Here is a 15,697-nt window from a genome sequence, read left to right on the forward strand (position 1 = left end):
TCGTTCGCATCATGCACTAAGCATCAAATCATTAAACTCAACATCAGCATCAAACTCAACATCAACATCAATTACTAAGTATCAAAAACCAAGCACCAAGCTCAATCAGACTGCGAACTGCAAGCGATACAGATTCGCATAGGCTGCCTCTTTTGCCAATAATTCGGCATGCGTGCCCACTTCAACAATCTTACCTTCGACTAAGACCACAATCCGGCTAGCGCGTTCAATTGTTGATAAACGATGTGCAATCACCAGAGTGGTACGACCTTGCATCAACTCATCTAAAGCCGCCTGCACGGCGCGCTCGGACTCACTATCTAAGGCTGAGGTAGCCTCATCCAAAATCAAGATCGGGGCGTTTTTATAGATCGCACGGGCAATTGCCAAGCGTTGTCGTTGGCCGCCAGACAAGCGCATACCGTTATCGCCTATCATGGTCTGGATGCCATCAGGCATTTCGCTCACCACGTCTTGCAAATGTGCAGCCTGAATCGCATACGCGATACGAGCTGAATCGGGACTAGCATCTCCGTATGCGATATTCGCAGCTATCGTATCGTCAAACAAAATCACATTCTGGCTCACCATCGCGATTTGCTGACGCAAACTCTTCAGGGAAATATCTCCAAGCACGACGCCGTCCAATAAAATCGCGCCACTTGCAGGCTCATAAAACCGGGGAACCAAATTCACCAAGGAAGTCTTACCACCGCCGGACATGCCTACCAAAGCAATCGTTTCGCCAGCCTGCACTTGCAAATTGATATCGGTCAGTGCTGGCTGTTCTTGTCCTGAGTAAGTGAAGTTGACATTCTTAAATTCCAACTGACCTGTGGCACGTCCTGCGATTTCCTGCCCGCTCTCCACTTCAGGAATTGCATCGACCATGCTGTACACCGATTCGGCTGCAGCCATACCGCGTTGCAAAGGGCCATTCAAATCAGCTAATCGCTTCAACGGCGTCAACAGCATCATCATGGCGGTAATGAAGGTCACAAAATCACCCACCGTCGTCGCATCTTTGCGCGCTTGTGCCAACGCCAACATAATCACAATCGCGACTGCCACCGAGGCCAAAATCTGCGTCAGGGGTGTAGTGAAAGACACCGCTACCGTACTCTTCATCGAGTAACTACCCAACTTCTTGTTCTTCGCTTCGAAGCGTTGCTGTTCGTACTTTTGACCACCGAAAATGCGTATCACTTGATGCGCACGGGTGGTTTCTTCTATCACCTGCGTCAATTCGCCGCTGACTTCTAAAGACTGGTGATTGAGCTTACGCAGACGTTTGCTGACACCGCGCACCAGGATCGTCATGCCCGGAATCAAAATCAGCGTCACCAATGTCAATTTCCAATTCAACCAAATCAGATACCCCATCAACACGGCCACTGTTAGCGAATCACGGAACAAAGTCGTGATCGACACTTTCACCATTTCAACAATTTGCTGGGCTTCAAACATAATAGTATTAATGATGCGCCCACTTGATTCGGCGTGATAAAACCCGACCGGCACGTGCAATAACTTATCGAATACTTTGGCTCTCAATTCGTTGAGCAAGTTCACCGAAATGCGGCTCATCAGATAACTCGTAGTGAAAGTGCATACACCGCGAATCACAAAAATACCGATGAGTATTGCCGGTACATACCACAGAGGAAAATCCACAGTCTGCGTTACTGGACCATTCGGCGTACTGCGACCAAAACCGTTATCGAGCAACATGCCCAAACCCCAAGGCAAGGCAACTTCCGTCAATGCAGTACCGCACATCGTCAACACCGTCAGCGCCAAATAGGCACGGTATTGGATCACTGAAGTCCACAAGCGCCGTAAAATAGATTTATTAATTTGTGCCATGAATTCTTATGAGAGTATTTTTTATGCTTATCATGTTAGTTCTGCGCTTTTGCAGTCTTATGCATCCTTATGCATTGTATGCACACCGGCTAGAGGTATCGCCAGCAAAATCAACATCGCAAAGGCAAACACACCATCGCGCAGAATCGCATTAAAACAGGCCGCGAATATCATCCCCACCGTCAGCATCGCCAATAACATCGCACGTTCGCTATGCACTCCCGCGACCATTTGACGTGCGATCCGCAATTGCGTTCCCCAAATCGCTAACAAGGCCAACAAACCGGTCACGCCGAGTTCAAACCAATACAGCAAATAATCATTGTGCGGCGTCGTCATTTTTTCGCTAATCTGCCCCTGTGCCTTTTGCTGGTACATAGGTAGCCAATTACCGATGCCATGTCCTATCCACGGGCTCTGGCTAATCATTTGCCAGGTAATCACATAGAGTTCTAAGCGCATGCCATCTTGTGTAACTTGTTTAGCTTGACCAAAATCACGAACCTGATGCACGGTGCAAATACCGCGATTAAGCAAAATCTGCGCACCACTCATCTTATACACTTCGTGCATTTCTTTTGTTAAGCAAGTAGTTGGAGCAGGCATTTGTGCTACACGCGAAATTGAAAAACCAGCGAGCAACAATAGACTTGCCACAGCACCCAATTGCCACCAGCGGAAACTAAAATTACGGAACACCAACATGCCACACAAGAGTACAAACAGCAAACTCGCCGTGCGTGATTTAGTGCAGAGCACCAAGGCGATAAGCACATACACAAAACTCAACGCACGCCATAGCCTGAAGTTTTTATGTAGTCGCCATTCGTGCAACATCCATGCCGCTGCAATTGCGAGTAACAATCCCAATAAGATGGACTTGTTACCTTCGTATAAGACATAACTCTTAAACAGTTTGATATCGGGCAGGACACCCAGACTATTCAGATAAAACAAACTGGCTGCGATCACAGCGCCCAAGAAAAAATTGTGAACCGCTTTTTGCTGCCATGCACCGCTACCCACACTCAGCATAGGAAACAAAAACCAGTACGTCTGGTAGTGCGAAAAAGCCGTAGCAAATTCACCCACCGGATGCGCATGAATAAGACTAATCACCACAGATATCAAACTTAAACTTATCACTGGCCAGAGCAAGGCCGATGATTTAATCCGCGCCAACTTATTCTGCCAATCACCGGACACAAACCATGCCAACAAAAACACTGCTAATCCTGCATACATCAAGCCCACTTGAAAAAATAGCGTGAGCGGCAAATAACTTAAGATCTGCGCCGGCAATTGCTGACGCCAATCAGGATTCGCGATTGTTCTTAGCATAGTCATATTAGTTGTATTCAATCTTCACGTTTGCTGGGCCCAGCCAATCACCGAGTTTTTTACGCAATTGATCATCGGGATTCACTCGCCAAGTATCAGACAAATACAATTCGGCTGCTGCGGTTTGATTTGCATAAGCGATCAACACCGGACAACCGTCATTGTTCAAATGCGCTTGCAAGATCTCTGCGAGTTTCTTGGTGTCTGCCTTGGCATCAAGCTTGACACGCAAACCCTGAGAAAACTGTACGCGTGCCCGACCGATATCCATCACACGTTCTGCGGTAATACGCAAGCCGCCGTTAAATCGATCTTCCGAGACTTTGCCCATCACTGCGAGGAATTCATCTTCTTTAAAAATGCCTTTGAATTCTTCTGCCAATTCGCCATACACAGTGACTTCGACGACTGCCGTACCGTCATCTAGAGTGACGATCAGCAAACGTCCACGCTGCGTCATTTGCGTGCGTAATCCAGCGATCACGCCACCGATCAAACGCAAGTCACGCGATGGTTCAACTTTAGCCAATGTCGTCTTGATAAACTGCCGCACTTCAGGTGCGTAGGCATCGAATAAATGTCCGGACAAATAGAAACCAAGTGCCTGTTTTTCTTCGAGCAGACGCTGTCGATCTGACCAATGTTCGGCCTTCACATATTCCGGTGGGGGGATCATGTCATCGTCGTCACCAAATAAGCTGACTTGGTTCGCCGAGGCTTCTGCCTGTTCGGCAACTTCCAACGCGAAATCAACCGTCGCCAATAAAACAGCGCGGTCTTGTTTCAGACAATCCATCGCACCAGCGCGGATCAAGGATTCTATGGTGCGGCGATTGACCTGACGTTTATCGACGCGTTTGCAGAAGTCGAAAATATCCGTGAACGGACCACCATTTTTGCGGGCGGTAACTATGCTTTCAATCGCATTTTGACCAGAGCCTTTGACTGCACCTAAGCCGTAACGAATTTGCGTAGCTCTCTTACCAGTCTCGCCGACTGGCATAAAGCGATAGTCAGATTGATTAATATCAGGTGCCAGCATTTTCAGCTTGCAGATATCAATCGCATCTTCAACCAGAATTTTTACCTTGTCGGTATCATCCATGGCGAGCGACATATTCGCTGCCATAAACGCAGCCGGATGATGGGCTTTCAGATATGCAGTGTGATACGACAGTAAAGCATACGCGGCAGCATGGGATTTATTAAAACCATAGCCCGCGAATTTTTCCATCAAGTCGAAAATTTCATCGGCTTTTTCTTGCGGCAAGCCATCTTTCGCTGCACCATCGCGGAAAATCTGGCGGTGCTCCGCCATCTCTTCGGCCTTCTTTTTACCCATGGCACGACGCAGTAAATCCGCGCCACCAAGTGAGTAGCCACCGACCACCTGCGCCATCTGCATAACCTGTTCCTGATACACCATAATGCCGTAGGTTTCGGACAAAATACCTTCGGTACGTGGGTCAGGGTAATCAAACTTTTCGCCGTGCTTACGCTTACAGAAGTCAGGAATCAAATCCATAGGACCTGGACGATACAAAGCCACCAGCGCAATAATGTCCTCGAATCGATCAGGGCGCGCATCTTTTAACATGCCTTGCATGCCGCGGCTTTCTAGCTGGAAGACGGCGACAGTTTTCGCTTTAGTCAACAGTTCATAAGAAGCTCTATCGTCCAGTGGCAATTTAGACAAATCAAAATCAGCCAATGCCGGATCCAGCATTTTGATGTAGCGCACCGCACGATCAAGTATCGTTAAAGTGGTCAAGCCCAAAAAGTCGAACTTCACCAGACCAACGGCCTCAACGTCATCTTTATCGTATTGCGAAACCACGCCAGAATCGCCACCCTGCGTATAGAGTGGACAAAAGTCAGTGAGCTTACCCGGCGCAATCAAAACACCACCTGCATGCATACCGATGTTACGGGTAATGCCTTCAACTTGTTGCGCCAGATCGAGTAGGGTTTTGACTTCTTCTTCGTTTTCTTGGCGCTCCGCTAGCAAAGGTTCTTCCACAATCGCTTCTGCAATCGTGACTTGCTTGCCCGGCTTAAACGGAATTAATTTCGATACGCCATCGCAAAACATATAACCAAAATCGAGCACGCGACCGACGTCACGAATCGCGCCTTTGGCCGCCATGGTTCCGAAGGTCGCAATCTGTGAGACTGCTTCTTTACCGTAGCGATCTTTCACGTATTGAATCACACGATCACGACCTTCCTGACAGAAGTCAATATCAAAGTCGGGCATGGAAACACGTTCTGGATTTAAGAAACGTTCGAACAGCAAGTTATATTGGAGCGGATCAAGATCAGTAATCAAGAGCGCGTAAGCAACCAAAGAGCCCGCACCAGAACCACGACCAGGGCCTACGGGTACGCCGTTATTTTTTGCCCATTGAATAAAGTCCGCAACAATCAGGAAGTAACCGGGGAAACCCATCTTGATAATGGTGTCGGTTTCAAACTTCAAACGCGCTTCGTAACGCTCGCGGTGTTGTTCGCGCTTTTCTGGATTGGGGAAAAGATTTTCTAAACGGAATTCCAAACCCCGCTTGGCTTCATACACCAGAAAATCATTAATCGTCATGCCCTCAGGCGTAGGGAAATCTGGCAACTTCGGTTTGCCGAGTTCCAATTTCAAATTGCAACGTTTAGCGATTTCTACGGAGTTAGCAAGTGCACCGGGGATGTCGGCAAACAAGGCCAACATTTCTTCGCGCGACTTGAAGCATTGCTGATCATTGAATTTACGGGCACGTCTGCCGTTCGCTAGCATTTCACCTTCGGCAATACAGGTTCGTGCTTCGTGCGCGGTGAAATCATCTTTGCTCAAAAATTGGATAGGGTGCGTGGCAACCACCGGCAAACCCAAACGCTGCGCTAACTTCACCGCTTGCTTGACGTGCGGCTCCATATTTGGCTGGCCCGCTCTTTGGATTTCGATATAAAAGTGATTCGGGAAAATACTCGCCCAACGCTGGGCATTGCGTTCCGCCAATTCAACATTACCGTTATCGATGGCGATACCAACATCACCAAAATGCGCACCAGACAAGGCAATCAAGCCCTGCTCGCTGTCGTTTTCAAACAGTTCTTGTAACCATTCAAATTTAATCTCGGCGCGACCACGATGCTGATTTTCCAGCCAGGCACGTGCTAGCAATTCACATAGACGCAAATAGCCGTGACGTGATTTCACCAATAATAGTAGTCGCGATGGTTTATCTCTATCGTTATCATTGGTAATCCACACATCACAACCAGCGACAGGTTTGATGCCTTTGCCGCGCATTGCTTTATAAAATTTCACCAATCCAAATAGATTGCCCAAATCAGTCAAAGCGAGCGCGGCTTGCTTATCTTTGACCGCCGCTTTCACGACATCATCAATTCTGACCAAGCCATCGACAATGGAATATTCTGAGTGCATGCGCAAATGCACAAAGTGGGGATAAGGGTAAACAACGCTGTTAGCGTGTGCGGAGGAATTGGACGAAATGGGGGATGGGATAGCGAGTTCTGTATTCATCCCGCTATTTTACCGTGTTGCCGCGTGCTTGGAAGGCAAACCTGCTCAAGTATCGATCACTATGGTATCGATCACTCTAGTAACGAAGTGCATTCACAGCATGCAGCCGCACAGTGACGGACAATCCAGACAAATAAATGTGTATAGCTTTCGCTACCAAACTCCATATTCTTTAGTCGTGTTGCATAATATTAAGTAATATATTTATCATGTTTCAATCAAAAAACATCCTGTCCGTGTTCAGGAAAATGCTGTCTTCTTCCTCCTCCACCATGATGTCTACGTAGCCGGTTTCTATCAATTCTTGCAAACCCAATAAAATCTTTTGTTCAGGCAAATGTAGATGCCGCTGAGAAAACTTTTCAATTATTTCGCGTACCGGTTTGCCCAATTCGCAAAACAGCCATAAGTCTTGTAATTCATTCGATTTCAGATGAATTGGTGCTCGCGTGAGTTTTTGCTCGAAATAATGAGTAGCATGAACGATGGCGTCTTTCGAAATCGCTACCACAGCGCGACGGCGCGCCCAAAATACGGCATCGGGCCAGCGTGTTTCACGTTGATAGTACTGCCATTGCGTTTGCAAATATTGTTTGAAATCTTGTGCTATCGAATCGGAATACGTCGTCAACAAATCGCCACTAGAAAATAAGCCATCGACTGCCATAAAAGCCCCATGAATACCATTCGCTAGTGCGCGCGGAATTCCTGAGGACGAAATCGGGTCATAAGAAGCAACAGCATCACCGACGGCCACCCAATCTTTACCACCAGCATCTTTCAAATAGGATGAAAAGCAAGGGAAGGAGCGTGGGTGATCAGAGAAAATCGCCCCTTCAACCGCCTTTCCTAGAAATGGCAACTCTTTGAGCAAGCCACGCCAAACATCAGGATGACATGCTTGCATCTTATGTGCGATGTCTGGGTCTGTCATCAGCACCACGGAGACCTGATTATCTGGCATCGGTGAAAGATGCCACCATCCGTACTTGCAGGCCTCAACCTGATGATCCAAGACTGGCGCCCCATTTGCTGGCAATTTTCCAATACAGGAAACGCCAATCAATCGATCGTAAACAGTCAATGCTAGGTTCAAATTGGTACGCATCACACCACGGCGACCTGATGCATCGATAATGTATTTGCAGACAATCGTCTGCATTTGTTGATCTTTTGATTTTACTAGAACGCGCCACCCACGGTAGGCTTGATGTTCACAGGTAATCACCTGACTATCACATTGTAGTTTTCCGCCACGATTGACGAAGGCATTGGCCAATAATTTGTCAAACGCTAAGCGATCAAGATTCCAACCCGTACCATGCGGTGTAAACATATAACCTAGTTGACGTTGCGCATCATCCCCCCAATTTACTTGGCTGTAATAAGGACTCAGGTTCTGAACCTGCGCAAAGTCATCCCAAACGTCGAGATATTCCAGAGTAGAGCGTACGCCAGATGATAACGACTCACCATACTTATATTCGGAATAGTCGCCACGCTCGACGATCATGACATCAACATCGCCACGTTTTAGCAATGCAATACCAGCGGCGATGCCAGAAGGACCACCTCCCAATATCAACACATCCAGAAACTGTGTGTTATCTTTATTTTGCGCTTCCATAGCATTTGCCTTTTTTGTCAGCAGAAATTGAATGACCACTTCACCTTCTTCGATCATTTCAATGAATATGCATAGACAACTGCAAATCACGTGCCAGCTTCACTTTACATAAAAAAAGTGTCGTTTTTATAGTAAAGGCATGAAATATGCTTACGATGCCGCTAAAATGCTTAGAAGAATTGCGCAAGACTCACACAAAATTAAATAAAATTTAATGCGCGACAATGTGGCGCCATAAAAAAATTGAACAGAGCTCGCACCAACCGCACGACACAAAACAAAATTACGTGTAAATTATTTCCTTACACGTAATTTTATTGTTCGAATTTTTAGCCGGATTCTTTCATCGAATTCTTTAATCGAATTTCTTACGTTAAGTACAAATGTCTAACGCTGATTACACAATCACTTCTCCTCTAGCCTTCACTGCGACCAATAGCCGTCCATTACTAGGCTTAACCATTGCTTGGCATCCTGACACCAATCGCATCGGTGAACAATTTGTCGGCACAACCGAAGCAGGGACGATAGAGCTTAGTCGGTTCACTCCAGCATTTAGTGCGGTCAATGGCGATCCATTGCCAGTAGGTTATAGCGGCATTTCTCGCGATCCACTACGCATCGTGCGTGATGCGCACGATGGCATCACGATTTGCCCGCCCAATAGCCGTATGGTCGTAGAAATTAATGGCGAAGAAATACGAGAGCCACGACATTTCAGTGCCGAACAAATTGATCTTGGTACGATCATTGCCTTAGGGCGAGCAGTTTTTGTATGTATTCATTGGATGCGTTGCTTACCCAAACATAACCCCGTCGATAACTTCTTAGGAGTAGGCAGCAATGCGATTTTCACGCGCGACTTAATACGACTCGCTGCGACCAATGACAACACCGTTTTATTACTCGGCGAAACAGGGACGGGTAAAGAAGTTGCTGCCCAGGCGATTCATAACTTGAGCAAACGTTCAGCCTCAAGAATGGTCTCAGTGAATATGGCTGCACTCAATGAATCTCTCGCTGCAGCAGATCTCTTTGGCGCCAGCAAAGGTGCCTACACCGGTGCCCAAAGTAGCCGCGAAGGCTACTTTAGCGAAGCACAAAACTCCACACTCTTTTTGGATGAAATTGGCAACACGCCTTCAACCGTGCAGCCGATGCTATTGCGCGTCCTAGAAAATGGAGAATATCGGCCACTTGGCGCAACCCGCGATGCACGCTCATCTGCGCGCCTGATTACAGCAACCGATCAAGATCTGTACCACACCAATTTTAATCATGCTTTGGTACGTCGTTTGGAAAGTTTTATTATTCGCATTCCGCCACTGCGCGCACGACGCGAAGATATAGGACTACTGATTTGCCACCTCGCGCAAAGAAACGACTTTGCACAAGTGAACCTTGGTTTGATTCCTCCAGGACTGATCAGTGACATGCTCAATTTCGAATGGCCAGGAAATATACGTCAACTAAGCAATGTCTTAAAGCGCACACTTTTGTCACTGCAAATGGGAGAGTATCCGCAGCTAGCGAATATGGTTGAAGCACCAAAAGTCACGGTCATGGCCAGTGCAGAATTACGTAAAGCTTCGTTCACTGGAAGCGCTACTCCCCCGTCCAAGATCGAAGTCCCATTGACGTCATCTGCGTCCCGTGAAGCAACTGAGGGGGCAAATGAAATCACTAATCCGATTGAGCGCAAGAAATTACGCGACTTAACTGAACAAGATGTGATTGAGGCGATGCATAGGCATGACTGGACTATTCAATATGCCGCAGACGATCTGGGAATTTCTCGCCCGTCGATGTATAAATTGATTGATGCAAACTCACAGATACGACGTGTCGAGCAAATTCCTGCGGAAGAAATCCGTGAGCATCTCGACGCAGCAAATTATCTGGTTGAGCAATGTGCAGCAAGTCTAAAAACACCTAGTGAAGCCTTGCGCAGACATCTAAAAGGATTGGGCTGGATCGCTTAGTCGACACGCGAACCAACAACAACTTAAGTATGGAAGTCGCAGGCAGTGTCTGCGACTTCCTTCTGAATATACACCCTTGAATCGACTCAACACCAATATTCACCCCTAACATTCAGCACTACTTAGTTAGGCTCTCATCATTTTGCTGGCACGGGACCAACTAATTTGGCAATTTCATCTGGCATACATGGTCGGCCGTTAGCATCGACTATGGCGCCAAATATTTTGGCTTCACAAATTATTTTCTGCGAATCTCGTAATCGTATGGCTTGGTGGAATACAAAGCGCAAGCGCGACACGCGTTCAAAGCTGACATTCACCTCGAACACATCGCCACTAACTAAAGAAGCTTTGTAGTCAAGCTCGGAGCGAACCACGACGAAATTAATTTGACGTCGGGCAAATTCTGCAAAATCGATTCCCAAAGTCTTAAGAAACTCATGCCTCGCGTGTTCACAATAGTTGAAATACACGGCATTATTGACGACGCCACCCTGGTCACATTCGTAATCACGTACCTGCAATACGATACTAAAATGCTGTTGTAGTTGAAGCGCTTGTGCTTCCGGATTGATTTGCTCTGACATAGAACACCTTCACATATCAGTGAGAAATCGATAGTGTAGCAGGAGAATTATGTGCTTTCGCTCCCGACCTGTTGAATCAAATCAGGAAAGTTATGCATCGCCACAAGTATGGTCTAACGCAAATATTTAGGATCACGCCGCAATCCCACCAATTCAGGTTCGGCTTCTATTAATTTGGTGGAGTAACCAAATTCTCTGGCTTTGGCAATTGCCGCCAACGCTTGCATACGCATGTCAATCATCTCATAACTGACTCCCGCGAGAAATTGAATTTCCGCACTATTCGGCGCTAAATCTAATGATTTTTCTACATAGATCAGTGCTTCTGCATTGTCCCCTAACTTGGCGGAATATAGTCCCATACGGGCGTTTAAAATCGCCACGTGTGGATTACTTCTTAGTCGAGGCTGCAACAGCATTCGTGCTTTGTCATAGGCTAATTTGGCCACATCAACTTTACCAGGCAACCACGACATCATTTCACCTAGCTTCGCCCACGCTAGGTAATCATTAGGATTACCGTTAGCTTCTGCCACCGCATTTTCGTAGGCGCCAGCAGCCCCAACATAATCACCACGTCCAGCCAGACTATTTCCGAGGGCGACATATAACTCAGCACCAGGTTTTATTTTCAAACCATCTTGCAGCACTTGCACACTATCTTCAAGCCGATTTTGTTTGAGTATCGCATTCGACAATCCAACATACGCAGTTGTTCCATCCCGCTTCATTTGCAAGCTCAAACCGTAAGCAACCTCCGCTGCTCGGTAAGCCTCTGTCAACATATAAATCTGCCCAGACTGATCGGCAAAAATTCGCTCCGAAGGAAATCGTTTGGCTCCCTGTTGTGCCAGAGTCAGTGCTTCCTCAAAACGACGTGCCTGGATCAATAATTCTATTTTCACGCTCAATGCTTGCGCACTGTTCGGATCCAATGCCAAAGCGCGATCTACATCCACAAAAGCCGATTCAAATTGTTCTTGCAAACCCAACACTTTAGCGTTTGCGATATGACTAAGCGCGAGAAAATCATTGAATTTCACAGCATCTTTGGCGTAGCTAATAGCTTTCATTAGCCATGCATTATTCTTTTCGTCATGCAAATAGCGCTGGCTATACACCAGTGACAAACTGGCAGATGCCGCAGCATGTTGTGGCGAATGCCGCAAAATTTCAGCGAAATGCTGTTCCGCACGATTGAGCATTTCAAAACGATCAAAATTACTAAGTGCTTCCAAACCCAGTTGCATTTCTTTGGCTTCCGAGTAAGGTTCCATCTTGGCTTGTAGCTGAGTCCAGTATGGCTGGGAATACCAAATTGCACCCGCCCCTGCTATGCAACATAATATGAAGAAGGTCAGTCGCCATTTTCTTATTTCTTGTCGCCAATTGTATCGATCGCGAATTGGCGCTGGCAATGGCGCCAACATCAAATTGAGTGCGGCCAAATTAAAGGTCCCAGAATTAAGTGAAGGGGCATCAATAGCGGCTATCTTCGCACACTGTGCCGCGACCCCTTGCATGCTTCCTATGCGTCGTTCAATTTGCCGTGCAGTCATGGCGCGCACTAATTGTCGCAATATTTGCGGGAGATGATCCGGCCACGGCCATTGGTCAGAATTTGATTGAATCACAGCAGCAGCCAATGCCAGTCCAGACAAATTGGCAAACGGTCGCGCGCCCGTCAGCAATTCATACAAGATCACACCTAGCGCATAAATATCCGAACTCGGACGCAAAGTTGCTCCCGTTAGCACCTCAGGCGCCATATAAGCGATGGTACCTTGCGGGTCAGATTGCACCAAAGATGTTGTCGCATCCCGATCAGCCTGAATTGCCAAGCCAAAATCAAGAATGCGCACTATCCCGCTTGGTTCTTGCATCAAATTCGATGGTTTCAGATCACCATGCACCAATCCAGCCGCATGCGCTTCTTGCATTGCTTGGGCAACTTGTAAAACGATATCGATCACATGAGAAATGCTCGGCGTTTGAGTGTCTAATACCTGTCGCAAAGTGCGTCCGGGTACTAGTTCCATCACGATAGCCTGACTCTCCTCGGTCTGTTCCAAGGCATGCACTTTGACAAACGCGGCATGTTGTAGCGAAGCCGCTAGACGTGCTTCTTTCATCAGGTCAATGCCTGGCGCGATATTTTTTAAATACTTGATGGCGACCTGACGGTGCAATTTAGCATCCCAAGCTTGATAGACATGCCCAAACCCACCCTCACCCAGGCTTTTACCTAGTTGATAGTGCAATAATTGTTCAGGTTGTGTGGCATTGTCTTTGCTTGCTGACATGTAGAATTTATACTAAGTCTGTTGAATAAGCGATCGCGCTCTATTCTAAACGAATTTCACTGTAGAAACACTGTTAAAACTCTCAGGAAACAACAGGCTTCACTATCGCAAAGTCACAAGAATCACAAGCTTGATGTGCAGTTGCTCTACTCTCTAAGATTTAAGGTCCGCGTAACGTGGATCTGCGCGCAGTTGTCGAAAGCCAGGATGTGTTTCCATCGTTCGCCACGGTAATCCAAACTGCTTGGACAATCGCATTTCAACCAAAGCCTGCTCTCGGTTATGCAGTAACTCAAAGGCATAAGCCAACCAAAAATGCACGTAAGGATCTTCAGATTGACGAGCAATCGCACGTTTCGCCAAGGACTTAGCCTGCTCAGTATCGCCCATCCGCGCCATCATCACACTTTTCACCGACAGCAGCGTTTCATCATCTTGCGAACGATTCAAGCGCAGATCCAATAACTCTAAAGCGCGTTGATAGGCACGTTTGGCATCTTGCTCGCGTCCCGCTACCCACATCAAGGATTCTGCATATTCAAACCACCGCAAATAACTACCGGCGATGCCGCGCTCGGGGGAAACCGCCTGCGCAAACGCGTCGGCAGCGGCCACATAATCTCCAGTTCTAAATTTAGCATTGGCTAGTGCGCCGTACAAATTCGCATTTGGACGCACCTGTAAACCTTGTTGAATCACTTGTAAAGCATCGGCATCCCGGCCTTCGCTCATGAGAGTTTCGGCCAATAGAGAATAGGCGAGTGGCGAATCCGGTTGCCTCTGCAAACTCATTCTTAAAACCTTCTCGGCCTCACTAAATTTCTTTTGGCTAAAATACATACCGCCTTGCAAATCAAGTAAATAACGATCCAGCAAGAATTTGTTCGTTCCCTGCATAGCCAGAGGTATCGCTTCAGAATAACGCCGCATTTCTAACAAAACACTAACTTGCGTATGCCACGCCAACAAGTTCTCATGGTCAAGGCTACGCGCCTTCGCCACCATTATTAGTGCCTCTTCAAGCCTATGATGCCATTGTAAAATTCTTGCATTCGCCACCAGACTAATCGCCAATTCGGCATCCAACGCCATTGCCTGCTGCGCACTTGCCATGGCTTTTTGAAACCAAATTTCATCACGCTTCTCCGCACTATATTTCGATAAATACAAAATCGACATATAGGCCGCGGCGGCCGCATGATCAGGCGTACGTTCAAGAACTTTGTCTAAATGCGCCTGAGCGCTATCTAGCAATTTAGCATCTGTTCGGTAGGTGTATTCCGCCAAATCACGTGCAGCCTGCGCCATCTCATGTGACTCTGAATAAGGCGTCAGGTACTTCGTGATTTTCGGCCAATGCGGCTTGAGTTGCCATACGCCAGCAGCCCCTAACATAAGCACCAGCGCACTTGTCACGGCTAAATTCCTTCGACGACGCTGCTTGCGTTGCATTTCTAACTGTATTTCTAACTGTATTTCTAACTGTATTTCTAACTGTATTTCTAACTGCATTTCCAACTGCGATTCCAAGCGCAATTTGCTCGAATTCAAATTCGCAGCACCTGACGAGGAAAAATCTGCCGACAACAAAGCCCGGCATTGCTCCATCACCTGCTGGCAATTCAAGCGTCGTTTAATTTGTGGATCAGTCATCGCCAAAATGAGCTCACGCAAATCCTGCGATATGCAGTCATGCCAAGGAAATATTGCATCCTGCAATGACATATTAGAGAGGTCAGGCGAGCGCCCTGCCATCATTTCATACAACAACAATCCCAAGGAAAACACATCCTCACTCAAGCCCTGATTTGACTCTAACATAGGTTGATGCAATACCAAATCCACACTAGAAATACGCACAGCACCCACGTTATCTAACAACAAGTTAGTGGAACGTAAATCGCCGTGCGCCAATCCTGCGACGTGCGCTTCGTGTAAAGCGGCAGCAAGTTGCGCCATATGTTTGAGTGCGAATTCTTTTTGACCATGATGCTGTCCTATCCAATCCGCCAAGGAAATACCACTGACGGCTTCGGTAATCAGAACCAATTGTTGGTCGAATTCTTCCAAGGCATGAATACGGATAAAAGCAGGGTGTTGCAGGCCGGCCGCTTTGCGCGCTTGCTGCAGATATGTGTCGCTCCGGTTAATGTCACTGCTCGCTATCAGACCGGAGGGATGCACCTCGCGTGGGCGAAAAATGTACATCTGCACTGCACGATGCAATTTACTATCCCAAACCTGATAAACACTCAGCACACCTGCATTCAAGACGCAGGCATCAATTCTATAGTGCTGTAAATTCTCAGGTAATTGGAGTTGGGACGGCGCAGCACACATGCGTGTATTCAGCCTGTTCGCTGATCAGATTATCAAGCGTTTGATTCTAACCTGAAATTTGGACGACGATTGGCGGATGCTAACAACTATTCGGTATTTCATTAAGAAGTAGG

8 protein-coding genes are annotated in these 15,697 nt (G+C 47.1%); 1 reads left to right on the top strand and 7 read right to left on the bottom strand.

From position 1 onward, the window contains the following. Positions 1-105: 105 nt before the first annotated feature. The 4 genes from msbA to H8K55_RS02000 all read right to left on the bottom strand — a co-directional run bounded on the left by msbA (position 106) and on the right by H8K55_RS02000 (position 8,372). The gene (gene msbA, locus H8K55_RS01985; protein ID WP_186940358.1) at positions 106-1,866 is read right to left on the bottom strand and encodes a lipid A export permease/ATP-binding protein MsbA; all 1,761 of its coding nucleotides are present in this window, start codon (positions 1,864-1,866) and stop codon (positions 106-108) included. Between the two features lie 57 nt (positions 1,867-1,923). Further along, on the bottom strand, positions 1,924-3,207 hold the full coding sequence (locus H8K55_RS01990; RefSeq protein WP_186940359.1) for an O-antigen ligase family protein: 1,284 nt from the start codon (positions 3,205-3,207) through the stop codon (positions 1,924-1,926). Between the two features lie 7 nt (positions 3,208-3,214). Continuing rightward, a complete protein-coding gene (gene dnaE, locus H8K55_RS01995; RefSeq protein WP_230408469.1) occupies positions 3,215-6,646 on the bottom strand; it encodes a DNA polymerase III subunit alpha in 3,432 nt (1,143 codons plus the stop codon). 313 nt (positions 6,647-6,959) lie between these two features. Further along, positions 6,960-8,372 carry an NAD(P)/FAD-dependent oxidoreductase gene (locus H8K55_RS02000; RefSeq protein ID WP_186940361.1) on the bottom strand — a complete coding sequence of 471 codons (1,413 nt, stop codon included), beginning with the start codon at positions 8,370-8,372 and terminating at the stop codon, positions 6,960-6,962. Positions 8,373-8,755: 383 nt separating this feature from the next. On the opposite strand from H8K55_RS02000, the gene H8K55_RS02005 reads away from it, so the two are divergent. Further along, on the top strand, positions 8,756-10,354 hold the full coding sequence (locus H8K55_RS02005) for a sigma 54-interacting transcriptional regulator (RefSeq protein WP_186940362.1): 1,599 nt from the start codon (positions 8,756-8,758) through the stop codon (positions 10,352-10,354). Positions 10,355-10,491: 137 nt separating this feature from the next. Here the strand turns inward: H8K55_RS02005 and H8K55_RS02010 are convergent, their stop codons facing one another. From H8K55_RS02010 to H8K55_RS02020, 3 genes are all read right to left on the bottom strand, one after another. Beyond that, positions 10,492-10,941, bottom strand: a complete 450-nt coding sequence (locus H8K55_RS02010; RefSeq protein ID WP_186940363.1) for an acyl-CoA thioesterase — start codon at positions 10,939-10,941, stop codon at positions 10,492-10,494. A gap of 113 nt (positions 10,942-11,054) precedes the next feature. Beyond that, a complete protein-coding gene (locus H8K55_RS02015; protein WP_186940364.1) occupies positions 11,055-13,244 on the bottom strand; it encodes a serine/threonine-protein kinase in 2,190 nt (729 codons plus the stop codon). 153 nt (positions 13,245-13,397) lie between these two features. Continuing rightward, positions 13,398-15,584, bottom strand: a complete 2,187-nt coding sequence (locus tag H8K55_RS02020; RefSeq protein ID WP_186940365.1) for a protein kinase domain-containing protein — start codon at positions 15,582-15,584, stop codon at positions 13,398-13,400. Between the last annotated feature and the right edge of the window lie 113 nt (positions 15,585-15,697).

Source organism: Affinundibacterium flavidum (assembly GCF_014284175.1).
GTDB lineage: Bacteria > Pseudomonadota > Gammaproteobacteria > Burkholderiales > Burkholderiaceae_D > Undibacterium > Undibacterium flavidum.